Consider the following 26898-nt stretch of genomic DNA (forward strand, 5'->3'; position numbering starts at 1 on the left):
CAGGTATTCACCCCTACAACTAGAGTGGGCTTTATTTGTCGTTTTTGCTCTTCTCAATTGAAGTCAAAATACCACGTAGAGTATTGATCTCTTGCAGTTCAGGACGAGCTCGGCTAAACAGACGACGTAGCTTGTTCATCACCTGACCCGGTTTATCCTTAGAGATAAATTGGGTATCAATGATCACTTTTTCAAGGTGCTCATAGAACATTTCTAGTTCTTCGTGACGAGGGTACTCATCTTGTTGCTGCGGCTGGTACTGGCTCGCCACCATATCAAGGTGTGCTACACGCACTTCATAGCTAAGAGTCTGTACTGCCATTGCTAGGTTTAGTGAGCTGTATTCTGGGTTTGCAGGAATACATACATGGAAATGACACTTCTGAAGCTCATCATTGGTTAAGCCTGTACGCTCACGGCCGAACACTAACGCTACAGGGTGCTTTTGACCTTCAACTGCAAATTTTTGTCCACATTCACGCGGCTCAAGCATTGGCCATTCAAGCGTACGAGAGCGTGCACTCGAACCAACCACCAAACCACAGTCTTTTACTGCTTCATCCAGTGTAGAAACGATGGTCGCGTTTTCCGCGATGTCACCTGCACCCGCAGCCAGTGCTAAGGTCTGCTCGTCAACTTCACATTGAGGGTCTACAAGAACTAACTGACTCAAACCCATCACTTTCATTGCGCGAGCTGCTGATCCGATATTTCCCGAATGAGACGTACCAACCAGAACGACTTTTACATTGTCTAACATGCTATATGACACCACTTTAAAAATAATCGCGAGATATTAACACATAGCTAAGTAAAATGGTCAGACCCTTCTCGGAATGTGAAATCAAGAGTTCAAAAAATAACCACTTCCCTTTTTGGGAAACTTTGGTATACTCGCCGCCGCTTTATATTGTTCTTTAACATCTTGTGGGAAAAACCATATGCATCCAATGCTAAACATTGCGATACGCGCTGCGCGTAAAGCTGGCAACCATATTGCTAAATCTCTAGAAACAACTGATAAGATCGAATCGTCTCTAAAAGGTAACAATGATTACGTTACTAACATTGCTCAAGAAGCTGAGTACATGATCATTGAGACAATCAAATCATCTTACCCAGAGCACAGCATTATTTCTGAAGAGTCAGGCCTAACTGAAGGTAAAGATTCTGACGTACAATGGATCGTTGACCCACTAGATGGCACCAACAACTTTGTAAAAGGTTTCCCTCACTTCTCAGTATCTATCGCTGTTCGCATGAACGGTCGTACAGAAGTTGCTTGTGTTTATGACCCAATGCTAAACGAGCTATTCACAGCTCAACGTGGCGCTGGCGCTCAACTTAACAACGCTCGTATGCGTGTTACTCAACTAAAAGACCTTCAAGGTACTGTTCTAGCGACTGGTTTCCCATTCAAGCAAAAACAACACTCTGAATCTTTCATGAAGATCATCTCTGGTCTATTCGTTGATTGTGCTGATTTCCGTCGTACTGGTTCTCCAGCTCTTGACCTATGTTACCTAGCAGCTGGCCGTGTTGACGGTTACCTAGAACTAGGTCTTAAGCCATGGGATCTAGCAGCTGGCGATCTAATCGCTCGTGAAGCTGGTGCTATCATGACTGACTTTGCTGGCGGCACTGATTACATGACGTCTGGTAATGTTGTTGCTTCAAGCGCGCGTGGTGTTAAGTCTATTCTTAAGCACGTTCGTGAGAACTCTAACGAAGGTATGCTGAAGTAATTCAGACCTTGCGTTAATGCTCTTTAGTTAGAGCAGAAGATTTTCAAAGCCTCGCTATTGCGAGGCTTTTTTGTATCCGCGATACAAGATACGACCAAAATGTCGGTTAGTTACAGTGAGCACAAATCACTGCTCTGTAAGCTGTATTTAGATCGCCACTAGATAGTGACTTAGCTACTTTGGCACTTGGTATTGGTGTTGGTATTGGTAAATACGACAATGGTCAGTCGGTTCCAAAAGCTAACCCACAATATACAGACATAAAAAAACCGCTAGTTACCCAGCGGTTTTTTTGGTTTAGCGAAAGTTGTTAAGCCGCGGCCTAAGGCATTTCGTCAAACTCTTCACCTTCTTTATCCACTTGTGGTGGCATTAGGTGTTCACGCGTAATACCCAACTTCATAGCTAGTGCAGATGCAACGTAGATAGAAGAGTAAGTACCAACGGTAATACCCAGTAGAAGTGCAGTCGCAAAGCCGTGAATCATAGCGCCGCCCTGAACGAACAGTGCGATAACTACGAATAACGTTGTACCAGAAGTGATCAATGTACGGCTCAATGTTTGTGTGATTGAGCTGTTCAGTACTTCAGGTGCCTCGCCTTTACGCATCTTACGGAAGTTCTCACGAATACGGTCAAATACCACTATGGTATCGTTGAGGGAGTAACCGACTACCGTTAGCAAGGCTGCCACGATGGTAAGGTCGACCTCAATTTGCATTAGAGAGAACACACCTAGTGTGATGATAACGTCGTGCGCTAGGGCTAATACAGCACCTGCAGCTAATCGCCATTCAAATCGTACGGATACGTAGATCAAGATACAGATCAGAGAAACTAAGATCGCAAGACCACCAGCTTCTGTTAGTTCATCACCCACGTTTGGACCAACGAACTCGATACGACGCATCTCAACTTGCTCACCAGTACCATCTTTAATTGCAGACAGGATTTGGTTACCAAGCGTTTCGCCCGCAACACCATCACGTGGACGTAGACGAACCATTACCTCACGCGCAGAACCAAAGTTCTGAACCGTAGCATCACCAAAGCCTTCAGCTTCTAGTGCGCTTCGAATGTCAGGTAGGTTTGCTGGCTCCTCAAAGCCCACTTCAATCAGAGTACCGCCGGTAAAATCTAGACCCCAATTCAACGATTTCGTTGTTAGGGTGAAGATAGCAGTACCAATCATCAAGATTGAGAATAAAAAGGCAACCTTTGACCAACGCATGAAGTCGATCATTTTGTCTGCTTTTAGAATCTGAAACATATTAATTCCTAGCCTTAGATCGACAGTTTCTTAACGCGTTTGCCGCCATACATCAGGTTCACGATACAACGTGTTCCGATAATAGCTGTAAACATTGAAGTCAAGATACCGATTGATAACGTTACCGCAAAGCCTTTAATCGCACCTGTACCGACAGCAAATAGAATGATTGCTGTTAGTAGTGTGGTGATGTTGGCATCGGCGATTGTACTAAATGCGTTTGCATAACCTTGGTGAATCGCTTGTTGTGGACTACGTCCATCTCGAAGTTCTTCACGTATACGCTCAAAGATAAGAACGTTGGCATCGACTGCCATACCGACCGTCAATACGATACCGGCAATGCCTGGTAGCGTCATTGTCGCGCCAGGAATCATCGACATCACACCAATAATCAACACTAAGTTAGCCATCAGAGCGACGTTCGCAATCAAACCGAAAGTACGGTAGTAAAGCAGTGTAAACAGCATTACTGCAGCCATACCCCAAACCATCGCCATGATACCCATATCGATGTTTTGTTGACCCATAGATGGACCAATCGTACGTTCTTCTACAATCGAGATAGGCGCAATCAATGCACCTGCACGTAGTAGAAGTGCCAAGTTATGAGCTTCAGCCGTTGAGTCGATACCTGTAATACGGAAGTTACGGCCAAGCGCAGATTGAATCGTCGCTTGGTTAATCACTTCTTCGTGCTTACTTAGGATCACTCGGCCTTCAGGTGTTTTACGACCGCTGTCTTTATACTCTGCAAATACGGTTGCCATTAGCTTACCGATATTTTGACGAGAGAATGTAGACATCTTGCTACCACCTTCGCTGTCTAGCGAGATGTTAACTTGTGGGCGACCATATTCATCAACACTTGAGCTTGCATCTGTAATGCTAGAACCGCCTAAGATAACGCGTTTCTTAAGTACTACAGGACGACCATCGCGGTCTTGCTTAATTTCACTACCAGCAGGAGCACGGCCAGAAGCTGCAGCGGCCAAATCGGCACTGCTGTCCACTTCACGGAATTCAAGAGTCGCGGTTGCGCCTAAAATTTCTTTAGCACGAGCCGTGTCTTGAACACCTGGCAATTCCACTACGATACGGCTAGCACCTTGACGTTGAACCAAAGGCTCAGCAACACCAAGTTCGTTAACACGGTTACGTAGAATAGTAATGTTTTGCTCTACCGCATAATTGCGGATTTCTTGAAGACGAGTTTCAGTGAAGTTAGCAATCAAAGAGAAACGACCGTTAGATTCTGAATCTACGAACGTCATATCTTGGTGCTTAGATTGCAGAAGCGATTTCGCTTCAGCAAGCTGCTCTTCGTTACGCAGAATCACTTCAACCGCATCTTTACCCGATGGGCGAATAGCACGGTAGCGGATTTTCTCTTCACGAAGTTCACTGCGGAACGCTTCTTCTTGTTGGCCAACCAGTTTTTGCATCGCAGCGTCCATATCCACTTCCATTAAGAAGTGAACACCACCACGTAGATCAAGACCCAGTTTCATTGGTGCAGCACCAATAGATTCAAGCCAATCAGGAGTTGAAGCCGCTAGGTTTAAAGCTACGATAACGTCATCACCTAGTGCTTCTGTGATGATATCACGGGCACTGATTTGCGTATCTGTATCGTTAAATCGAACAAGAATGGAACCGTTTTCGAGAGCAACGGATTTAGTAGAAAGGTTTTCTGCTTCAAGAGCATTGGTGACAGCATCCAGCGTAGACAGATCTACAGAGGCGCCACGCGCCCCTGTAACTTGAACTGCCGGATCTTCACCGTATATATTTGGAAGTGCGTACAACGCAGCGATAGCGATGGCAAACATCACCATCAAATACTTCCATAACGGATAACGGTTTAGCACAGCGAGGATCCTCTAGCTGTTTATAGTGATTTCAGAGTACCTTTTGGTAGCACTGCTGTAACGAAGTCCTTCTTGATAACGACTTCGTTGTTTGCGTTCAGTTCGATAGCAACGTAGTCGCTGTCTTCAGCAATCTTAGTGATCTTGCCGATTAGGCCGCCGCTTGTAAGAACTTCATCGCCTTTGCCCATAGAAGACATAAGGCTCTTGTGCTCTTTAACACGCTTAGCTTGTGGACGGTAGATCATGAAGTAGAAGATCACAGCGAACATACCTAGCATGATAAGCATTTCGAAACCGCCGCCTGCTGGTGCACCTTCTGCTGCTGCGTGAGCTTGAGAAATAAACATTTAAAACATCCTCTATTATATTTTCGTAATTGTTTGTCTAATTGGGTCGTATCCCTTTATTTTCAAGCCCCATCACTCGGAAGAGAGATAGGGCTCGCAAAAAAGAAATACTAAGATTCTTTACCTAGTGGTGGCACTTCACGCCCCATTCTTGCGTAGAACTCTGCAACGAACTCTTCAAAGCGATCTTCATCGATAGACTGACGAATGTCTGACATTACTCGTTGGTAGAAACGCAGGTTGTGAATCGTGTTCAGTCGAGCACCTAGGATTTCGTTACAACGATCCAAATGGTGTAAGTACGACTTGCTGTAGTTCTTACAAGTGTAACAGTCACAATCTGAATCTAGTGGTGTTGTATCGGTTTTATGCTTCGCATTACGGATCTTGATCACACCTTCCGTTACAAACAGGTGACCATTACGTGCATTTCGCGTTGGCATAACACAGTCAAACATATCGATACCGCGACGAACACCTTCAACCAAGTCTTCAGGTTTGCCTACACCCATTAGGTAACGAGGCTTATCTTCAGGCAGTTGAGGACATGTGTGCTCAAGAATGCGGTGCATATCTTCTTTTGGTTCACCTACTGCTAGACCACCTACTGCGTAACCGTCAAAGCCAATTTCTGTTAGGCCTTTAACGGATACATCACGAAGGTCTTCGTATACGCCACCTTGTACAATACCGAACAGTGAGTTCGGGTTTTCTTGCTTATCAAAATGATCACGTGAACGCTGAGCCCAACGAAGAGACATCTCCATTGAGTCTTTAGCTTCTTTGTGCGTTGCAGGATAAGGCGTACATTCGTCAAAGATCATTACAATGTCTGAACCTAGATCCTTTTGGATTTCCATCGACTTCTCAGCGTCCATGAAAATCTTGTCACCGTTTACAGGATTACGGAAATGAACACCTTCTTCAGTGATTTTACGCGTTGCACCTAGGCTGAATACTTGGAAGCCACCTGAATCAGTCAAGATAGGACCTTTCCAGTTCATGAAATCGTGCAAATCACCGTGCAGTTTCATGATTTCTTGACCAGGACGTAGCCATAGGTGGAATGTATTACCTAATAGGATTTCAGCACCTGTGTCTTTTACTTCTTCAGGTGTCATGCCTTTTACCGTACCGTAAGTACCTACAGGCATAAATGCTGGGGTTTCAACGGTACCGCGTTCAAACTGAAGTTGACCACGACGTGCGCCGCTATTAGTTTTTTTAAGTTCGTATTTTAATTTCACGAAGCCTCCAATATGCCAGAGAAACAATCTGACTGTTAATTCAGAACCTTAGGCCAAACAAAAGTTCAGTCTAGTGGGTTCTATGAGGAGCGGTCGCGTATTCCTTGCGAGAGATTAGACAGACACCCTGCCCGACTCCTAGCTTACTGCTAGCACCCGTAAATTCTGCTTATATCGTTTATAACCAGCTAAAATTAGCTCGTTTTCTTATTGATGAACATCGCATCACCGTAGCTGAAGAAACGGTATTCGCTCTTCACTGCGTGATCGTATGCGCCCATCACATTGTCGTAGCCAGCAAATGCACTCACCAACATAATCAGCGTTGATTCTGGTAAGTGGAAGTTGGTAATCAAGCAATCCACCAGCTGATATTCATAACCAGGGAAGATGAAGATTTCTGTGTCACCAAAGAAAGGAACTAACTCAGTGCCATTTTTCAATGCATCTTGAGCCGCACTTTCTAGTGAACGCACAGAGGTTGTACCAACGGCAATAATACGCCCGCCACGTGCTTTTGCAGCAGCTACGGCATCCACCACTTCTTGCGGTACTTCAACGTACTCAGCATGCATGTGGTGGTCATTGATATTATCGACTTTTACTGGCTGGAACGTACCAGCACCAACGTGAAGTGTCACGTAAGCAAACTCAACACCTTTTTCTTTCATGTCAGCCATTAGCTTATCATCAAAGTGAAGGCCTGCTGTTGGCGCAGCAACCGCACCCGGCTTTTCATTATAGACAGTTTGGTAGCGCTCTTTATCGGCGTCTTCATCTGGACGATCGATGTAAGGAGGCAGTGGCATGTGACCAACACTGTTAAGAATCTCTAAAACGCTTTGATCGGATGTGAAATGGATTTCAAATAACGCATCATGACGTGCCACCATTTCAGCTTCATACTCATCGTTCTCACCAAGGAACAATTTGGTACCCGGTTTCGGTGATTTAGAACAACGAACATGCGCAAGAATGCTTTTCTCATCCAGCATACGTTCAACCAACACTTCAAGCTTACCGCCTGATGCCTTGCGACCGAATACACGAGCAGGAATCACGCGAGTGTTATTAAAAACAACAAGATCGCCTGGCTCAACCAAGTCTAAAACGTCTTTAAACGAACCATCAGCTAGGTTGCCATTGTTGCCATCTAATTTAAGTAGGCGGCTTGCTGTGCGCTCCTCTTGAGGGTAGCGAGCAATGAGTTCATCTGGTAGGTCAAAGTGAAAATCTGAAACTTGCATGTGTCGAGTCTTGTCTTAGTTGATGATATTAATGCCGTTGACGAATATTAAGTCGAAGTTGCCGAACAATCGTTTCGGTAAGTAAATCGTTACCAGAAACACATCGTAAACATGACTAAAAATTTCGCAGTGGGCTAGTATAGGCACACGAGCCGCAATAGCAAGGTTTACAGCATTGGATTATTGTAAAGAGTCGTAAAATAATACGACCACTCCCCCTCATAAAAAAACCAAAATTAGTTGCATGAAACTCACCCAAAAATGCGTTAGATCTCAGTTATTTTTGGGATAAAAAACTATAGTAATAGCAACAAATAAAAAAGAAGGAGGTCCGTATGATCAAGGTTGAAGATATGATGACTCGCAACCCTCATACCCTATTGCGCTCACACTCACTGGCCGATGCAAAGCACATGATGGAAGCGCTTGATATCCGCCATATTCCGGTTGTTGATGCCGACAGACAACTACTTGGCGTCGTCACACAGCGAGACGTTCTTGCCGCTCAAGAATCTAGCCTACAAAACATCCCACAAGCTCAATCCTATACTCTTGCAACACCACTCAATGACATCATGCACAAGAGTGTTATGTCTGTAGAGCCGCGCGCAGGACTAAAAGAGTCTGCTGTTTATATGCAGAAACACAAAGTGGGCTGTTTACCTGTCGTAGAGAACCACGAACTCGTGGGCATCATTACAGACAGCGATTTCGTTACGATAGCCATTAACCTGCTAGAGCTACAAGAAGAAGCGGAACCGGAAGAGGTAAATTAACCACTATTCACCAATAGACACGCTAAGGAAAGAGAGCGAATCCTTAGCGTTGCTGTACGTTATTACGAAGAATTTCAGGGCTACGTGAAATAGACGGAACTTTAGGTGTATGTCGGATAACGACTGTCGGTTCTAGCAACATAGCTTTTGGAAAAGACTCTCCGATTTGAATCAACTCCATCATCATATCAAAACCTAACAGCGCAATTTGATGTATTGGTTGCTTAACACTTGAAAAGCCCAATGACTGGGCAATAAATGTGTCATCAAACCCTACAATATCAACCCTTTCAAGCAGTTGACTGTCTACTGATTTTAACCCATTAAATAGATGACTAGCCGATATATCATCGGAACAAAATACAGCTTCCAGTGGCGAAGAATTATCGACGATCAAGTGTTGGATATATTCTGTCAACGACTCCGTAGTATAGGGAGCTAACACATGTTTTTTATCCAACAGGATATCGCGAGACTTTAGTTCTGTTTGAAAACCAATAAAGCGATCCGATTGAATATCACTGGCTCCAATAAAGCCAATACGACGATACCCTCGCTTAGCAAAATAACAGGCAACTTGCTCACCCCCGTGCTGGTGATGAGTTCCTATACTCGCAACAGTAGGGTCTGTCGCTGTCAACAATACGACAGGAAACGGTAGCTCACCTAATGGCTCTAGATGTTCTTTTTTCAACGAGCGAGGGATTAGAAAAACACCATCAACCTTATGGTTGATGCACTCCGAAAGAAACGTCTTCTCTAACTGTAAATTATTCCGGCTATTAAACAACAGTATACTTCGGCCATGCTTGTAGGCCTCTTCCTCAAGAACATCCACTAACTGAGTAAAGAAAGGATTCGACATATTTCGCACAATGACAGCAAACAGCTTAGTTGGCTTTTTACGCTTCGCAGGCGGTTTCTGATAGTTCAGAGCTTCCATCGCACTAATCACAGACAGCTTTGCTTGCTCTGAGACACGCTCACTACCATTTAGCACCCTTGATACTGTCGCGATTGATACACCCGCACGTTTAGCAACATCCCTAATAGTCATGTTCACTCATTCTCTTTAACAATCTACCAACCCAATACATTAACCAAAATCATGTAACAAGACTTGGTGTTACATCACAAACGACTACAGATTTAGCCAATATTCACTCAGAACGACTGGAGAATTCGTCCTCACTATTTTATCAAATCGTCACCCTACCTATGATTTAAACCAAGCAACATGATTAGGTAAGCCATCGTGCAAGAACAAAAATACAAAACAATCAATTTAGCAACGGCTAGTGAAATAACTAAGTTTACTGAAATAGAAAGATCATCAGAAATGAGACCTTTATTTCATATTACGCCTCCCCATGGTTTATTAAATGATCCAAATGGTTTTTGTTTTTTCAATAATCAATACCATTTATTTTACCAATGGTTTCCATTCGATACCTACCATGGAATGAAGCATTGGATGCATTTAACTTCTAATGACCTATTAAATTGGGAGAGGCATGGTTCTAAAATAACACCAAAAGAAAGCTATGAATCTCACGGAGCATATTCCGGCAGTGCTTTTGTAGAAAATAATAACGCTTATTTATTTTATACAGGAAACATTAAAAAAGGATCATCTCGAGATGCAAACCAATGTTTAGCATTACTCGATAACACTAATGCCGTCACCAAGTATAGTCCGAATCCAGTGATTAAGTCGGTTCCCAAGGGGTATACCGGGCATGTACGAGATCCCAAAATCCTTAAACACAATGAACACTATTACATGTTGCTCGGTGCACAGCGAGAAGCCGATCTATCAGGGGCAATCATCATATATCAATCGGATGACTTGCTCCGTTGGGAATTCAAAGGAGAATTAGATCTTCAGTTCTCAGGGGAATTCTTAACCGGTTACATGTTCGAATGTCCTGATCTATTAAACGTTGACGGCCATGACGTTTTAATTTTTTCACCGCAAGGTAGCAAGGCAAACGGAAGTCGATTCCATAACCGATTCAACGTTATCTATTGTTTAGGCAGCATCAACTTCGAAAAACTGACCTTTGAAGTTGAACACTGGGATGAATTGGACCGTGGGTTTGATTTTTATGCCCCACAAACTATGGCGAACACCCCAGATGAGCAAACTCTTATTGCATGGGCAGGGACCGATGAAGAACTACCAAGTCGCCAATTTGGCTGGGTTAACTGTTTAACATTGCCGAGAACACTATCAATTCTTAATCGTCGCTTATACCAACAACCGAAGATTTTGCAATCTGACTCTTTTAATAAGCGTCCATTGGAAATAAATAAAACCAATATACCCATTAAGTTAGAGCAACTTTCATTTTCACTCGATGTAAATGAGTTCAATGGAAATATAAAAATATCCATCGAAACTAAAAATAAGAAATTGTTATTCTCTATTAAAGACAGAGATATTCACTTAGATCGAAGCCAATATAACCACCATCCAGAAGATTGGGAATTTGGAAGCGTCAGACATCACAGAACAAATTATGACATAACGGATGTCAAATTTATATGTGACCAAAGCATCATTGAGATATACCTCAACAATGGACGAGATGTATTTACTTGTTTGTTTTTCCCTGAAAATGAAGAACACAGATTAAATATATTACAAAAAGAAGATACCGATATGGATATCAAACTTAACTACCTTACAATATAATAAAATGGTGAACAAAATGAATTATGACGCTACCGTAAACGAGATACTCGAGAGTATCGGGGGCATAGAGAACATCCGCAACGCAGAACACTGCGCCACACGCTTGCGCCTCATCCTAAAAGACAACGAAAAAGTTGATTCTGAAAAAGCAAAAGAAATTAAACAGATCAGCGGCTACTTTTATCAATCAGGTCAACACCAATTTATTATTGGCACTGGTACAGTCTCTCACGTTTATGACTCATTAAAGCACGCATTAGGCGGAGAGCTTGATAACTCAGATTTTAAACAAGATGCCTTCGCAGATATGACCATAAGTCAAAAAGTGGTTCGCACTCTCGCCGATATTTTGATCCCACTGATCCCAGCACTAGTGACCACCGGCTTACTGATGGGTTTACGTGGCATGATGCTGCATTCTGGCATGAGTTTCTCACCCGAAACGCTTGCCCTATTTAGCATGCTAACCGACACTGCCTTTGCCTTCTTACCCGTTTTAATCGCTTATTCTGCGGCAAAGAAATTCGGTGGCAATGCTATTATTGCCATCGTTGTTGGTTTGATGATGGTCGCCCCACAATTACCTAATGCTTGGGTGGTAGCCTCTGGCGGTGCCGAGCCGATGATGGTCAACTTATTGGGAATCAACTTCCCATTAGTGGGCTACCAAGGCACTGTACTTCCAGCAATATTCGCAGGTTGGTTTGTCTCTTACTTGGAGCGTAATCTACGCCGCTTCATTCCAGCAAGTATGGACCTAGTCTTCACTCCATTTTTAACCATTACGATTGCCGTATTTGTCATCTTGTTTGGCTTTGGTCCGATTCTACAAAGCATTGAACACGGCTGTACTTCTCTAGTACGTATGGCGCTCGACCTACCTCTTGGTATTGGTTACATCCTTTATGGTGCCGTTCAGCAAATGATCGTGATCACCGGTCTACACCATGCTCTTGGTGTCATTGAGATTGGCTTATTAAATGAAACTGGTGTTAACCCACTGCAACCTCTTGGTACTGCTTCAATGGCAGGTCAATTTGGCGCTGCGATAGCCGTCGCGACTCTACTGAAAGATAAACTGAAAAAAGGTAATGCCTACAGTGCTTCGATCTCCACATTATTTGGTATTACAGAGCCACTTCTGTTCGGTGTGAACTTACAATATGGAAAAGTCTTTGTCTTTGGAATGGTAGGCGGTGCTGTAGGTGGGCTTGTTACTTACTTACTCAACATCAGTGCAACCGGTATGGGCATTACCTTTATTCCAGGTATTCTTCTTTATTCGCAATCACTTTCGGCAGTCATTGGTTACCTAACCGTTATAGCTAGTGCATTTGCCACAGCATTTATGCTGACTCGCATCTATAACCCAGTTAAAAACGCTTAATCAACTTTGGGTGATTTGCTTCCCCCTAGGCAAGTCACCCATTTCCCACCTACTTATGCTCAGGTGGGCTTCTATATGAGGAAATAATGATGAATAAGGTATGGTTAACTGGCGATGCTGTGGTGGATTTGATTCCTGAGAGCGACTCTACCTACTTAAAATGTCCAGGCGGCGCCCCCGCAAACGTTGCGGTTGGTATTGCTCGTTTATCAGGTCAAGCTAGTTTTTTTGGCCGAGTTGGTAATGATCCACTTGGTCGTTTTATGTCAGAAGTTCTCCAAGAGCAAGGGGTTGATACTTCCCAACTCAAACTCGATGAAAAACACAGAACATCAACCGTGCTGGTCGATCTTGACCAAGATGGCGAACGAACTTTTACCTTCATGGTAAAACCCAGTGCAGATCAGTTCATTACAGAAGATGATATCCCAACCTTTAATCAAGGTGAGTGGCTACACTGCTGTTCAATCGCATTAGCAAATGAGCCAAGCAGAAGTACTACGCTGAAAGCGCTTAAAGCAATCAAATCAAAAGGAGGATTTGTTAGCTTTGACCCCAACCTAAGAGAAGAGGTGTGGCGAATCCCTGAAGAGATTCGTCCTATCGTTATGCAAGCCATCGCCTTAGCAGATGTGGTTAAGTTTTCAGAAGAAGAACTGCTTTTTCTTACAGAAAGCAACACTTTAGAATCAGGACTAACAGCACTAGACCAATTGAAAATCCCAGTCACTTTGGTCACCTTAGGTGCTACGGGTTCGTTGATGATAGTAGATGGACAACGAGAGCACATTGCTAGTCAAAAAGTTCAAGCTATTGATACTACTGGTGCGGGAGATGCCTTTGTCGCAGGTCTACTCGCCTACCTCTCACAATACGAGGAATGGCATCAACCTGAAATCATTCGACAAGCAGTAATGTGGGGCAATGGCTGCGGGGCATTAGCAACAACACAGAAAGGCGCAATGACCGCTTTACCAGAGAAAAGAAAGCTACTCACATCCCTAAATAAGCTTTAACCCAACAATATAGATAGCCTAATAATCAAGCTATTAGGCTATACCAAACCGAATTTTCCTACTCCATGACTTTGTAATACAAATTAAAGATGCGTTAATAATACGGAAGAGGCCCAAGCAATAACTCTCAGCTGATGTGAAACCAGACGAACAACAAGCAAAATCCAATAATATCAACAACCTATTTACCCATCATTCTTAGACATCAAAATATAGTGGATACATACTATTTATTGATATATTTATCGTTAGAATCATGTAAGAATTTGTTAAGAATAAAAACAAGCTGCCTTACTAGGAATGATATTTATGAGTTTAAAGAAATTGCTGTCCTTAGGTTTTGGCGTGATTCTCGCGCTAATTTTGGTTATTTCAGTCGTTGCTTCATTACGCTTTTATCAATCGAGTGATGGGTTTAACACCTACCGCTCTCTTGCAATAACAAGTGTCTCAACAGGTCGAATCCAAGCCAATATACTGGAAGCTCGTTTATCTGCACTTAAATATATTAAGAACCCTATTCCGTCACATGCTTCTGAACTGAATATACGTATCACCGCATCAAATCAATTGATAGATGAAATATTAGACTCTCATCTTGACGATCTACACAAAAATGAATTCCTAACGATAAAGAAGCAGCTTGATCAATATAGCCAAGGCTTTAACAAGGTTGTTCAACTTGTCAATACTCGAAACAACCTAGTTCAAGAGGCCTTAGACCCATCAGGGGTCAATATGCGTGAGGCAGTGACTAACCTAATGACCCAGGCTTCAGCTGAAGAAGATTTAGAAGTTGCTGTCAGTTCAGGACAGCTTCAGCAGCATGTATTGCTATCAAGATTGTACGCTTCTAAATTTCTGACGAGCAATAAAACAGAAGATGCTCAGCGTGCTGAAAAAGAGTTTGCCTCTGCCGCACTACTTGCAGAAACAATCGAATCTCAACTCATGTCGATGGAACAAATCAACTACTTAAACGATTTCACTAGTGCCTTCAAAATTTACCGCAACACATTTTCAAAGATCGTTGACACTATAAACACGCGAAATGGCATCATTTCAGGGACTCTTGATCTTGCTGGTGTTAATGCAGCAAAAACAATTGAAGAGATAAAGCTATCAACAAAGTCAGAGCAAGACTCTGTCGGGCCTAATATGGTCGAGCGATTCTCTAACGCGCAATTTGTGCTTGGCGTTCTTTCAATTCTCGTCGTCGCCGCTTCTCTTAGCATTGCCGTTTCGATTTACCGCAGTGTATGGAAAGTCGTTGGAGGAGAGCCAAGTGACATCCAAGCAATTGTTGCCGAAGTCGCCGCTGGTGATCTTTCAAAGCAGATTCCAATTACGGGTAAAGAAACCGGTATATACGCAAACACTTTAGAAATGCGCCAAGAACTACGTCGAATCATCGATGGTTTCCACCAGATTTCAGACAATGTTTCAGCCGCCTCCGTTGAGCTAACCGCAGTAATGAGCCAAACAGAAGGAAATGCTCAACAAGAACTGAGTCAAATGGAACAAATCGCGACAGCCATCAATGAACTTTCTAGTACTGCGAGTGAGGTTAGCCAGAATGCAGCTAGCGCAGAGAGCGCTGCAACTGGGGCAACGACAAATGTCAAAGATGGCAGTGTTTCACTCGATGCATCAGATGATATATCACGAAAAGTTGAAGACTCGATCGAAGAAACATCAAACATCGTTAATCAATTGCAAGAGTACTCGGTAGAGATCGGTAGTGTTATTGAAGTGATCAATTCAATTTCTGAGCAAACTAACTTACTTGCGTTAAATGCAGCCATTGAAGCCGCTCGAGCGGGAGAGCAAGGCCGAGGCTTTGCGGTAGTTGCAGATGAAGTTCGTTCTCTTGCCGCTAAAACACAACAATCAACGGTCGATATTCAAGAAATAATATCTCGCCTTCAGGCTCAAGCGAAAGATGCGAACCAATTTATGCAATCCAACCTTTCGTTAGCAGAAGAATCTAGACAGTATAGCGAACAGCTTCGTGCTGCATTCGCTTCTATCACTGACTCTGTACAACTAATATCTGATATGAACACACAAGTAGCCACAGCGTCTGAAGAACAATCAGGCGTAACACAAGATATTTCACAAAATGTTTCTCTGACCTTTGATATTGTTCATCAAAATGTTTCAGGAATTGAGCAGAGCAAACAGGCAAGTGAAGAACTCTCTTCATTAGCTGTTAAGCAAAAAGACTTGCTGAGTTTTTTCAAAATCTAACGTTATAGTAAAATAGATAAATAAGCTTCTAACGCCACTATTTGTGGCGTTTTTCTTTTCAAATGAACAAACAAAAAGAGCAGCCAAATAGCTGCTCTTTTTCTTTTGAATTTTACTTTCTAGTTTTTTAAAGCAATTCAGAGACCACATCAGCTAACTGATGAAAGGTTTCAAGACGTGACGAGCTTGGTCGCCATACAAGGCCTATGTCTCGGTATGCTTGTTGACCGGGAGGGTCAATCACCACTAAATTCTGATTTTGCAACAAACCATGATCGATCGCCATTTGTGGAATAAAGGTGGTTCCTAAACCATTTGCCACCATTTGTACCAACGTATGTAGGCTTGTGGCGGTGAACGGGTTTATCTTCTCTTTGTCGGTTAGCTTACAAGCTGATACCGCGTGCTCGGTTAAGCAGTGCTCGTTCTCTAACAAGAATACAGATTCGTCTGGCAGGTCATCATATTTAATCGGAACACGAATACCATCGGCTTGATTGCGGCTGATTACCATTCTGAAAGGGTCTTGCCCAACAACTTTGCTCTCCATGTTGTAGATATCGACAGGCAAAGCCAGAATCAGTACATCCAACTCACCATGACGCAACGCAGCCAATAGGTTAGTGGTCGTGTCTTCCCGTAACAACAAGTTCAACTGTGGAAAACGTTGGTTCGCTTCTTGTACCAAATCGCACAATAGGAATGGAGCAATAGTAGGAATACACCCTACTCGCAACTGCCCTTGCATCGCGTCTCCATTACATAGATTTCCGAGCTCAACCAAGTCTTGCCCTTTCGCCAATAACTCTCGACCGTGCTTAACCACCAGCTCACCCGCTTGAGTGAAAACCAATGGGCTCTTTTTATCTTTCTTCTCATAAAGCGGGCAACCAATGAGTTCTTCCAGATTTTGAATGCCTTTACTTAGTGTCGATTGACTCACGAAGCAGCGATCCGCAGCGTCGCTAAAGTGGCGAGTTTCGTGAAGAGTAACAAGATAGTGAAGTTGCTTAAGACTTGGCCATTTATTCATGAAATTACTTTGTAATATGAGTTGGATAACTTAAGTGAAGGTCATTTGACCTAAGGAACGGACAAAGAATAAGCTTATCGCTTTTTTCGATTAACTTAATCTATTTAATTCGCTTTTTTCTATAGTACCGATTGTACTATAGTTTGTCCCGTAGAAACGGAGCCCAAACAAAGATGTGTTGGGCCAACTAATTTTTTAGGAGATTCCAAATGGTACTAGTAGGTCGTCAAGCCCCTGACTTTACTGCAGCAGCTGTTCTAGGTAACGGTGAGATCGTTGATAACTTCAACTTCGCAGAATTCACTAAAGGTAAGAAAGCTGTAGTTTTCTTCTACCCACTAGACTTCACTTTCGTTTGTCCTTCAGAGCTAATCGCTTTCGACAACCGTCTAGAAGATTTCCAAGCTAAAGGCGTTGAAGTAATCGGTGTTTCTATCGATTCTCAATTCTCTCACAACGCATGGCGTAACACTGCTATCGCTGATGGCGGTATCGGTCAAGTTAAATACCCTCTAATTGCTGACGTTAAGCACGAAATCTGCAAAGCATACGATGTTGAGCACCCAGAAGCAGGCGTTGCTTTCCGTGGTTCTTTCCTAATCGACGCAGAAGGCCTTGTACGTCACCAAGTAGTTAACGATCTTCCACTAGGTCGTAACATCGACGAAATGCTACGCATGGTAGACGCACTAAACTTCCACGAGAAGAACGGTGAAGTATGTCCTGCACAATGGGAAGAAGGTAAATCAGGTATGGACGCATCTCCACAAGGTGTTGCTGCATTCCTATCTGAGCACGCTGACGACCTAAGCAAGTAATTACCTCTTAAGCCCGAACTCAACGCGGGTTAATGGTTGGAAGACTCTCTATAAAGAGAAATAAAGCATAAGCTAATAGCGCAAAGCGCACCGCCAATCAGTTAAGAAGTAAAGTCCTATTAAAAGCCCGAAGTTAACGCTTCGGGCTTTTTTCATCTCTCTCCGACGACAATTCTCTACCTAAACCGTCTCTGCAACATTTAATAGAGGCAGTTACAAGAACAAACTTTACCCCTATTTTCCTCTGCTACCACCTATTCATATCCGTATCTAGGTTGTTATGATTTCGTCCGTATCTTTTTGAACGGATAAATACGATGAACACCGAAATTGAAGTCTGTATTGATAACTTAGAATCTCTATATAACGCACTATCTGGTGGCGCGAATCGAATTGAGCTTTGCTCTTCATTAGCACTTGGCGGGTTAACTCCAAGCTTCGGAATGATGAAGCAAGCGGCAAAAATTTCGTCCGTACCAGTTTATGCCATGATACGACCGAGACAAGGTGACTTCATATTCGATTATGACGATATACTCTGTATGCTGGAAGATATTGAAGCTTGTGCGAGAGCAGTTCTGGGTGTACTAACACCTGATGGTGAGATTGATATGTCTGCAATGCAAATTCTCTCAAGCAAGGCTCACCAACTCAAACTAGCAATCACCTTCCACCGTGCAATCGACCAACTTCAGGATTATAAAGTACCGTTAGAGCAGATTATTGAGCTTGGATGTGAAAGAATCCTGACGTCAGGACTTGCTATTAATGCAGAGCAAGGCATCAATGTGCTCGCAGATATGGTCAAACAAGCCGATGGCAGAATCGATATCATGGCTGGTGCTGGCGTCAACGCAACGAATGCCAAAATGATTCAAAGCACCACCCAAGTACCTGCACTTCACCTTTCAGGTAAATCGACAAGACCGAGTCTAATGGAAAGCAATTCAAGCGCTCAAATGGGCAGTAATGATGTTGATGATTATCAGATACCAGTAACTGATGCGAATAAGATATCCAATGTGAGAGCTGCCCTCACCGCTTAGGGTAATCGTCACTAACACAAATCCAGAGAACCACGCTGACGAATCTAGCGGACTGGCGTATATTAGAGTGAATAGCACAGAAAATTTTCATGGATAGATATGGCTAAAGACCTATTCAGCTCTCTTGATTTAAACCTGTTACGAACATTTCTGATTGTTTATCAAGAAAAAAACACCAGAAAGGCTGCGGAACGTTTATTCGTTTCTCAGCCAGCGGTTAGCCAAGCCCTACAAAAGCTAAGGCACCACTTCAACGATGACCTTTTTGTGAAAGTATATGGTGGGTTACAACCTACCTATTTCAGCAAACAACTAGCGAATGAGCTTTCACCTCATTTAGATGGTTTGAAAGCCGCCGTTAACTCTTCAAATACCTTTGACCCAAAGCAAATTGACTACCCAATAAAAATCGCTTTGTCTCCAGTGGTACTCGCATGTTTATCAGGGACTCTTTACAAAACCATCAAACAACAAGCCCCAAACTGTGAGTTAGAATTAACGAGCTGGAGTACGTCGTCTGTAAAAGATATTCAAAAAGAAGATGCCTTATTAGGTGTTGCTTATCAACTCACCAACATTTCCAAAGAGATTTATGTTCAGAAGCTCGTTGATATTAAAGGGCGCTTATTTGTACGAAAAGAGCACCCGATTAAAGAGTCTACTGTCACCCCACAAGATTTAGCAGGTTATGAGATTGCATCGCTAATATCACCAGGATGGAACGATAACTTCAGTCAAGCTTCACGAATATTAGAATCCTACTCTATTCCTCATCGAATTGGGTTTCGTTCCGAGATGGTATTGGCGCTTATTGATGTCCTACTAAACTCTGATATGTATATGCCTCATTCCAACCTCTTTCCTATCGACAACTATCCCAACCTGAGAGCTATTGATGTAGATGTCGCTAACGACTTAAAAATGGTGGGAGTGTATAGCCATATCCATACGAAAAATCGTAATAACCCTCTCACATGTGGCTCAGTAATGTCATTAAAGAATCGTTAAACGAACAGATCAATAAGTAGGGCTTATTACTATTATGCAAAACACTACTTAGCCTAAAAATAAAACACTGTTTAATATTGGCTCTATCAAAACGGATACTGAACTACGAAGGATCGTGCAGTTAAACCCTAAATAGAGACTAATATGAAAATTGCACTTACTACCCTAATTTCAGCTTCACTTCTTTCTGTTCCTGCTCTTGCAAACAACTTTGACAACCAACACCGTGTTGGTATCGGTTACAGCAAAACCCAAGTTGCCGAATGGCTAACCGACGACACTGTTGATTGGGGGAACGGTATCAAACTTGAATATGGTTATGAGTTTAACCGTATCGTAGTTATCAACGTTTCTTATGCAACGAACAGTGACGACGAAAACGTTGGGGGGATAAAAGCCGAGATCGATGGCTACAAGTTCCAAGTTGACGCTGACATCGGTTATAAATTTGAATTAGATGGCTTCTCTTTGAAACCTTATGGTGTCCTTGGTCTAGCGCGTCAAAGCGAAGATAATTCTATTGGCTATTCAGATACTATGTGGACTGAATCATACAACGATACCAGCTTCGTTGTTGGTCTCGGTGGTCGAGCAGAATTTGGACCACACCTATACACTGACATGCGCTTTGAATTCGCGAGCTACGATGACGTAGATTACGACACATTCTCATGGACTGTCGGTTACCGCTTCTAATAAATTGAAAAAGCCAGCGTCTAAGCTGGCTTTTTACGATCAATAATTTCCATTTCCTTGGTGGAACACCTTATCCAAGCTTTGACCGCCTTCGAGCGAAAGTTCTGAAGCCAATCTATTCAAATCAAAATTCATTGCAGCCAAGGACGGCTAATTTCTCTAGGTATTTTTATGCAGATAAAGTCTCCCCTACTTTTAATTACCGTCCTTTCTACTTCCGTTTCAGCAAGTGGTCTTCACTTATCTCCTGAACTAAAGATTGGTTCTTATCATGGCATTGGAATGCAAGCAGGCATTACTGATGTGGCGAATCTAGGCGCAGTTTACCTGAGCTATTCTCACCTTTGGTATGACAGCGACCTGATACGATGAAACTGTCGATGCGTACCGCATTGGTATTCAAAATATGTTTGGAAGAAATCAGAACCACGGCTTTCAGGCGGAGATTGGTGTAGCGAGTTATGACGGAACAAAAACGCGCAATGGCGAAGTTGAAGAGAAGACAGCACATGGATTAAGTCTTGGTGGAGCCTACGTTTACCAAGCAACGCCAGTGCTTGGGCTACGAGCTGGTGTTGATATGAATATTTTTGATCACAATAAGACCTTCGTGCCTTACGACACAACAATCAACCTTAACCTCGGTGCAATAATTCGCTTCTAAAGTTAATACCTACTTCAGTGCGTCATCTAGGCTTTGATCACCAAGGTGGCGTACATCTTTACCTTTCACAAAGTAGATAATGTATTCACAGATATTTTGGCAACGATCTCCCACTCGCTCAATCGCGCGAGCTGACCACATCACTTGCAGGATGTTGGGGATGTTCTTAGGATCCTCCATCATGTACGTCATCAACTGACGAATCACAGCTTCATATTCCGCATCCAGCTTATCGTCAAGTTTATGTACTTCTGCTGCTGCATCGACATCCATACGAGCAAAAGCATCTAATACTTGATGCAGCATAGTAATTGCCTGACGACACAATGGCTCTAACGAGACGTGAAACTTTTGCTCTTTCGTTGAAGGGATCTCAATCGCACCCTGTGCGATTTTAGAGGCCACATCGCCAATACGTTCTAGATCAGTAATGGTTTTGATGATCGCCATTATCAAACGCAGATCTTTGGCAGTCGGCTGACGCTTCGCGATAATACGAGTACATGCTTCATCGATTGAAACTTCCATCGCATTCACTTTATGGTCGTCACGAATTACTTTTTTGGCCAGTTCCACGTCATCTTTATGAAGCGCTTGCATCGCAAATGACAACTGCTGCTCTACCAATCCACCCATAGTTAATACGTGTGTACGGATAGATTCTAATTCGACATTAAACTGTCCTGAGATGTGGCGACCAAAATGCATGTCAGCTCCTTAAAAGAAATGAATAAAGTCATTTATTTTAGAGTGACTTAGCTCTAGATGGCGCGAACTTAAACGTTAGCCGTACCTACCTGTAATGTAGTCTTCCGTTTGATTTTTCAATGGCGAAGTAAATATAGAATCAGTATCTGAGTACTCGATCAACTTACCCATATGGATAAAAGCGGTGTGGTCACTCACGCGAGCTGCCTGCTGCATGTTATGAGTAACAATAACAACGGTGTATTGGGTTTTAAGTTCGTTGATCAACTCTTCAATCGTCAATGTCGAAATCGGATCGAGTGCCGATGTTGGCTCATCCAATAACAGCACTTCAGGTTCGATGGCAACCGCACGAGCGATGACTAAACGCTGCTGTTGACCACCCGATAACCCAAAGGCGTTCTCATGCAAACGATCTTTGACTTCATCCCACAACGCCGCGGCGCGCAGAGATCGCTCAACTGCATCATCAAGATCTCGGCTGTTGCTCACGCCTTGCAGCCTCAATCCATAAACCACATTCTCATAGATAGATTTAGGAAAAGGGTTCGGACGTTGAAACACCATGCCGACTCGGCGTCGTAAGGTCGCGACATCCACCTTAGGGTGATAGACGTTCTTGCCATGAAGCTTCACTTTTCCGGAAACCTTACAACCTTCAACAAGATCGTTCATGCGATTAATGCAGCGCAGTAGAGTCGACTTACCACACCCTGATGGGCCAATAAACGCGGTCACCTGTCCCTTTGGGATTTGCATTGAAATATCATCAAGTGCTTGGCTCTCTTTATAATAAAGATTCAGCCCTTCAATCGAGATAGCAATTTGCTCATCCTTCAAATTGTGAACATCAAGTGGTGCTTGGTAACCCAAGGTTTCATTAATCGAGAACATCTAATCTTGTCCTAAGGTTCGGTATTTTTCACGCAAGTTATTACGGATATTGATGGCCGTTAAATTCAATCCAACAATCACAGTAACCAGTAAAAATGAAGTCGCATACACTAAAGGTCGTGCCGCTTCGATATTAGAGGTTTGAAACCCAACATCATAGATATGAAAACCTAAATGCATGAACTTTCTGTCTAAATGCAGGTATGGGAACTGACCATCCACAGGCAAGCTTGATGCGAGTTTCACCACACCCACCAGCATTAATGGGGCAACCTCCCCCGCAGCTCTCGCGATTGCCAAAATCAAACCGGTGATAATCGCAGGGCTTGCCATCGGTAAAACAATGCGCCAAAGCGTCTCGAATTGAGTAGCACCAAGCGCTAATGAACCGTGCCTCACGGAGCTAGGGATGCGCGTTAAGCCCTCTTCCGTTGTTACAATAACAACGGGTAATGTTAATACCGCTAAGGTCAGTGCGGACCATAATAGGCCCGGCGTACCAAATGTCGGAGCGGGTAATCGTTCTGCGTAAAACAAAGAATCGATTGAGCCACCTATGGTATACACAAAGAATCCTAAGCCAAATACACCATACACAATCGACGGTACACCCGCTAAGTTAATTACGGCAATACGAATCAAACGTGTTAATGCGTTGTTTTTTGCATATTCATGAAGATATATCGCAGCAACCACACCAAGAGGCATCACTACAATCGACATAAGAATAACCAACAGTACCGTGCCAAAAATCGCAGGAAACACACCGCCTTCAGAGTTTGAGTCTCGTGGGTTCTCCGACAAGAACTTCCAAACTTGTTTTCCCCAATGTCCAACCTTTTCAAGATAAGACATATTATTCGGGTACCAATAATCCAAAATATGACTGAGCGAAATTTCAACCTGCTCTCCTGTCATATCTTCTACCAACAAGCTTTCGACATTGAGCTGTGTTCTAAGATGCTCAAGCTTTACTTCGGCTTCAGCCAACTGGCGATTTAATTCCAGTTTAGTTTGAGTATAGGTTTTAAGGTATTCATCGCTCACTGACTCATTGAGTTCAAGCTTACGTTTTTCTAAGCGCAAATTTTCCAATTGCCAGCTGATATTGCGGATTTCTTGGTTCACTACACGCGACGTTTCTTTACGTAACGTATCAGCGAACGCCAAGCCTTGCTCGAGCTTTTGGTCTATGTTCGAATCAAAGGTGCCAGAAGCGGTTATAAAACCCACTGGTTTACCAAAGAAATAACCACCTCGACTTCGCTCAATCACAGCCCAGTCAGGTGGGGTGGTTGGTTCACGTAAGTTCACATCCAAAATGGAAACAAAGTCCGCTGGATAAATCTCCCTGTTGGCAACTTTGATACTTAAGCGCTGAATTAGCCCAGTCGACAGGTTTTGAGTCGACAAGAGGTCGTGTACTTGTGGGACTTGCTCTATCGGGATGTATTTTCGTTCATATAACTGGCCAATCAATACATCTTGCTTTACTACCGTTTCGTCGAGGCCGACAACTAACGATGCATCTTTAGAATCCACTTGCCATTGGTACAAAGGAGCAGGCCAAAAATAAGTCAAGCCCTTCCAGCCAATCAACAGCATTAGGCCAAGAACCGAAAGCATACTGATGCTCACCGCCCCGCCCGTAAGCCAGATCCACGGAGAGCCTGATTTAATCCAAGACAATAATGACTTCAGTTTATTCATCATGAACGACCTTGCTCTGACGTGCTGAACCCAAGAAAGAGCCAAGTTCGTGAGATACGCTAATCAAACAGCGAACAGCCATTGATAGAGATTGAGGTAGAGTTTTAAAACTACAGCGCACGATATTTATCTCTCAGTCTTTGTCTAACCCACTCTGCGACAGAGTTCACCGCGAACGTAAAAATAAACAGTAAGAGTGCTGCTAAGAACAACAATCGGAAGTGAGAACCACCCACCTCGGACTCTGGTAACTCGACAGCAATTGTTGCCGATAATGTCCTCATCCCTTCCAAAATATTCCAGTCAAGAATAGGGGTGTTACCTGTCGCCATCAAGACAATCATAGTCTCGCCAACCGCTCGTCCTAGCCCCATCATGATTGCAGAAAATATACCTGGGCTAGCCGTCAATAACACCACATAAATAAGGGTCTGCCACGCTGTTGCGCCCAGCGCCAGTGAGCCATCGGATAAATGTTTTGGCACAGAGAAAATAGCGTCTTCTGCAATCGTGAAAATTGTCGGGATGACAGCAAAGCCCATAGCGAAGCCAACCACCAGCGCATTCCGTTGGTCAAAGTCGATGCCATAGTTAGCCAAGAAGGTACGAATATCACCACCAAACAACAAGGCTTCCATACCATTTTCACCAGCAAAGACTGCCATCACAGTAATCACCAATACCGGGATCAATATCAGAGCATGCCAACCATTAGTAAAACGGCTCGTCACCATTTTTGGCAAACAGAACCAAACAAGCCCAGTCAGTAGCGTGCTCAGTGGTAATAGCACCATTAACGAGAAGACGGCCGTTAAATGCGTTTCAACAATGGGAGCAAACCAAAGCCCAGCCAAGAATCCGATGATAACGGTCGGAAGAGCTTCCATCAGTTCTATCGACGGCTTCACGACTCTTCGCATTCGTGGAGACATGAAGTATGCGGTGTAAATGGCTCCGAGCACAGCAACCGGCACGGCAAACATCATCGCAAACAAAGCGGCTTTGATAGTACCGAATGTGATAGGGACTAAACTGAATTTTTCTTCAAAGTCATCGTTCGCCGACGTTGATTGCCAAACGTATTGTGGCTCAGGATAGCTTTCGTACCAGACTTTTTGCCAAAGCGATGAGAATGATATTTGCGGATATTCGTTATCAACTTTAGCCACGCTGATGGTGCCATCAATCAGCGTCGCCAAATGCAGTTCGTTAGCAGACATAGCCGCTAATTGTGGTGACTTATCAAATGCGCGCTCAAACAGCGACAGCTTTTCACTGGTCGTATAGTGGCTTTGTAATGTGCCATTCTGATAGAAACTATAAAAACCCTTTCTATAAGTATCTGGCAGAATAAACTGAACCTCTTCGGCGAGTTGGAAGTCGCGAATATGGGTCAGGCTACGCTTTTCATCTTTGAGTACATCGAACCACTGAGAAACCTGTCCGTCCTCATGCGTAACCAACAGTGAATAAGCTCCAGACAGTAAATCGATACTTTTCACCGAGTGCTTCGCATCATTTAAGCTAAGATCAATCACTTCACGAACATTGAAGCCGCTATCGGATAACTTCAATACAACTAAATCCGATTGTGCTCGAAGATATAAAGTTTGGCCATCAGGCGTGACTAACAACTGTTGCTGTAAACCCAACTTATCCGACAGCCATTGACTCTTCTGAAAAACATACTGACCAGTAAGATCACTCTGGTACCACTTAACCAAAACTCGTTGATCGCTTAGCTGAGCGGCAACCGTGATACCACGTCCATTCTTAGAGAACGCAAATTTTTCGATTGTTGTTCCGTTTGATGATTCATCATTTAAAAACGGTTCCGGGAGATCGATTTGCTCAATTTTAGGTTCGGCTTCACTGCCCTTTTGCAGCACAGGCGCACTATACTCAGGGTAGAAAAAAGTAAGGTTGCTTGCGCTATCAGCAAAGGCAAACCAGTTTTCAGATGGGGTATTTCGAGAAAAAGCGATGGGGTTAGCTAAAACATTACGCTCAAAGTAAGAATGTGTATTTTGAGACTCTAAATCCCAAAACTGCACCAAGCCGGATTTTTCGATAGTAAACGCATGCTGACCGTATTCATCCACGGATAAGGCGATAGGCTTTTCTATGGCTACGGTCTTCACGGCTTGGTCAGTATCTAAACCAGTATCAGAAAATACCGGTAAAATGACCATCGCCAAGTAAACAAAGATCAGCACCAGAGCAGCTAGAACACTGACCGCGCCACATGTCACCGAAAAACGGACGAGACGATCTTTCAACCATCTTTTTTTGTCGCGCTCTTTCAATGAAAATTGGGCTGAAGCCATCTGTTTATCTACCTTTTTTTAGCTACTGACATAATATGTACGTTAGATGACAATTATATTACAAGTTACGTTAAACAACTGAAACTAATAACAAGTTTGTTGACCATATTTCTTAAAGTAAGATCATAGATTTTGTG

21 protein-coding genes and 2 pseudogenes are annotated in these 26898 nt (G+C 43.2%); 11 read left to right on the forward strand and 12 right to left on the reverse strand.

Annotated features, from left to right (window positions below; all coding sequences use genetic code 11):
* Positions 1-31: 31 nt before the first annotated feature.
* Positions 32-760 carry a tRNA (cytosine(32)/uridine(32)-2'-O)-methyltransferase TrmJ gene (trmJ, locus tag ACED60_RS17230; RefSeq protein ID WP_004735091.1) on the reverse strand — a complete coding sequence of 243 codons (729 nt, stop codon included), beginning with the start codon at positions 758-760 and terminating at the stop codon, positions 32-34.
* A gap of 181 nt (positions 761-941) precedes the next feature.
* Here trmJ and suhB point away from each other — a divergent pair, with 181 nt between their 5' ends.
* Entirely contained in the window at positions 942-1745 is an 804-nt protein-coding gene (suhB, locus tag ACED60_RS17235) for an inositol-1-monophosphatase (RefSeq protein WP_009848284.1), read from the forward strand.
* A gap of 322 nt (positions 1746-2067) precedes the next feature.
* Here the strand turns inward: suhB and secF are convergent, their stop codons facing one another.
* From secF to queA, 5 genes are all read right to left on the reverse strand, one after another.
* Positions 2068-3015, reverse strand: coding sequence for a protein translocase subunit SecF (secF, locus tag ACED60_RS17240; protein ID WP_012603308.1), 948 nt, complete (start codon positions 3013-3015; stop codon positions 2068-2070).
* A gap of 14 nt (positions 3016-3029) precedes the next feature.
* Positions 3030-4886 (reverse strand): protein translocase subunit SecD, encoded by a 1857-nt coding sequence (gene secD / locus ACED60_RS17245; protein WP_009848282.1) that lies wholly within the window; start codon positions 4884-4886, stop codon positions 3030-3032.
* Between the two features lie 20 nt (positions 4887-4906).
* A complete protein-coding gene (gene yajC / locus ACED60_RS17250; RefSeq protein WP_009848281.1) occupies positions 4907-5236 on the reverse strand; it encodes a preprotein translocase subunit YajC in 330 nt (109 codons plus the stop codon).
* A gap of 110 nt (positions 5237-5346) precedes the next feature.
* The gene (tgt, locus tag ACED60_RS17255) at positions 5347-6483 is read right to left on the reverse strand and encodes a tRNA guanosine(34) transglycosylase Tgt (RefSeq protein WP_009848280.1); all 1137 of its coding nucleotides are present in this window, start codon (positions 6481-6483) and stop codon (positions 5347-5349) included.
* A 194-nt stretch (positions 6484-6677) separates the two neighbouring features.
* A complete protein-coding gene (gene queA, locus ACED60_RS17260) occupies positions 6678-7730 on the reverse strand; it encodes a tRNA preQ1(34) S-adenosylmethionine ribosyltransferase-isomerase QueA (RefSeq protein WP_017099581.1) in 1053 nt (350 codons plus the stop codon).
* A 335-nt stretch (positions 7731-8065) separates the two neighbouring features.
* Between queA and ACED60_RS17265 the strand changes: the two genes are divergently transcribed.
* Complete coding sequence (locus ACED60_RS17265) at positions 8066-8506, forward strand: CBS domain-containing protein (protein WP_017098076.1); 441 nt, start codon at positions 8066-8068, stop codon at positions 8504-8506.
* Positions 8507-8549: 43 nt separating this feature from the next.
* Here the strand turns inward: ACED60_RS17265 and ACED60_RS17270 are convergent, their stop codons facing one another.
* The gene (locus ACED60_RS17270; RefSeq protein WP_017098077.1) at positions 8550-9563 is read right to left on the reverse strand and encodes a LacI family DNA-binding transcriptional regulator; all 1014 of its coding nucleotides are present in this window, start codon (positions 9561-9563) and stop codon (positions 8550-8552) included.
* A gap of 198 nt (positions 9564-9761) precedes the next feature.
* Here ACED60_RS17270 and ACED60_RS17275 point away from each other — a divergent pair, with 198 nt between their 5' ends.
* The 4 genes from ACED60_RS17275 to ACED60_RS17290 all read left to right on the forward strand — a co-directional run bounded on the left by ACED60_RS17275 (position 9762) and on the right by ACED60_RS17290 (position 15857).
* Positions 9762-11204: a glycoside hydrolase family 32 protein gene (locus tag ACED60_RS17275; protein WP_371728059.1), complete on the forward strand. Its 1443-nt coding sequence runs from the start codon at positions 9762-9764 to the stop codon at positions 11202-11204.
* 16 nt (positions 11205-11220) lie between these two features.
* Positions 11221-12591, forward strand: coding sequence for a PTS transporter subunit EIIC (locus ACED60_RS17280; RefSeq protein WP_371695561.1), 1371 nt, complete (start codon positions 11221-11223; stop codon positions 12589-12591).
* Between the two features lie 89 nt (positions 12592-12680).
* Complete coding sequence (locus ACED60_RS17285; protein ID WP_371728068.1) at positions 12681-13607, forward strand: aminoimidazole riboside kinase; 927 nt, start codon at positions 12681-12683, stop codon at positions 13605-13607.
* Between the two features lie 309 nt (positions 13608-13916).
* The gene (locus tag ACED60_RS17290) at positions 13917-15857 is read left to right on the forward strand and encodes a methyl-accepting chemotaxis protein (RefSeq protein ID WP_371728060.1); all 1941 of its coding nucleotides are present in this window, start codon (positions 13917-13919) and stop codon (positions 15855-15857) included.
* Positions 15858-15984: 127 nt separating this feature from the next.
* Here ACED60_RS17290 and ACED60_RS17295 read toward each other — a convergent pair whose 3' ends face one another.
* Positions 15985-16890 (reverse strand): hydrogen peroxide-inducible genes activator, encoded by a 906-nt coding sequence (locus tag ACED60_RS17295; protein ID WP_371728061.1) that lies wholly within the window; start codon positions 16888-16890, stop codon positions 15985-15987.
* A 209-nt stretch (positions 16891-17099) separates the two neighbouring features.
* Between ACED60_RS17295 and ACED60_RS17300 the strand changes: the two genes are divergently transcribed.
* From ACED60_RS17300 to ACED60_RS17320, 5 genes and pseudogenes are all read left to right on the forward strand, one after another.
* Positions 17100-17708 carry a peroxiredoxin C gene (locus ACED60_RS17300; protein ID WP_371728062.1) on the forward strand — a complete coding sequence of 203 codons (609 nt, stop codon included), beginning with the start codon at positions 17100-17102 and terminating at the stop codon, positions 17706-17708.
* 317 nt (positions 17709-18025) lie between these two features.
* Entirely contained in the window at positions 18026-18754 is a 729-nt protein-coding gene (locus ACED60_RS17305; protein ID WP_371728063.1) for a copper homeostasis protein CutC, read from the forward strand.
* A 99-nt stretch (positions 18755-18853) separates the two neighbouring features.
* Positions 18854-19782 (forward strand): annotated as a pseudogene (locus ACED60_RS17310) (LysR family transcriptional regulator).
* A gap of 124 nt (positions 19783-19906) precedes the next feature.
* Positions 19907-20458 carry a porin family protein gene (locus ACED60_RS17315; RefSeq protein WP_371728064.1) on the forward strand — a complete coding sequence of 184 codons (552 nt, stop codon included), beginning with the start codon at positions 19907-19909 and terminating at the stop codon, positions 20456-20458.
* A 171-nt stretch (positions 20459-20629) separates the two neighbouring features.
* Positions 20630-21122 (forward strand): annotated as a pseudogene (locus ACED60_RS17320) (hypothetical protein).
* A gap of 9 nt (positions 21123-21131) precedes the next feature.
* On the opposite strand, the gene phoU reads toward ACED60_RS17320, so the two are convergent.
* From phoU to ACED60_RS17340, 4 genes are all read right to left on the reverse strand, one after another.
* Complete coding sequence (phoU, locus tag ACED60_RS17325) at positions 21132-21830, reverse strand: phosphate signaling complex protein PhoU (RefSeq protein ID WP_009848270.1); 699 nt, start codon at positions 21828-21830, stop codon at positions 21132-21134.
* Between the two features lie 75 nt (positions 21831-21905).
* Positions 21906-22724, reverse strand: coding sequence for a phosphate ABC transporter ATP-binding protein PstB (gene pstB, locus ACED60_RS17330; RefSeq protein ID WP_004735071.1), 819 nt, complete (start codon positions 22722-22724; stop codon positions 21906-21908).
* The gene (pstA, locus tag ACED60_RS17335) at positions 22725-24434 is read right to left on the reverse strand and encodes a phosphate ABC transporter permease PstA (protein WP_017098087.1); all 1710 of its coding nucleotides are present in this window, start codon (positions 24432-24434) and stop codon (positions 22725-22727) included.
* A gap of 110 nt (positions 24435-24544) precedes the next feature.
* Entirely contained in the window at positions 24545-26761 is a 2217-nt protein-coding gene (locus tag ACED60_RS17340; RefSeq protein ID WP_009848267.1) for an ABC transporter permease subunit, read from the reverse strand.
* Positions 26762-26898: the final 137 nt, after the last annotated feature.

The organism is Vibrio sp. 1F279 (genome assembly GCF_041439815.1).
Classification (GTDB): Bacteria; Pseudomonadota; Gammaproteobacteria; order Enterobacterales; family Vibrionaceae; genus Vibrio; species Vibrio tasmaniensis_A.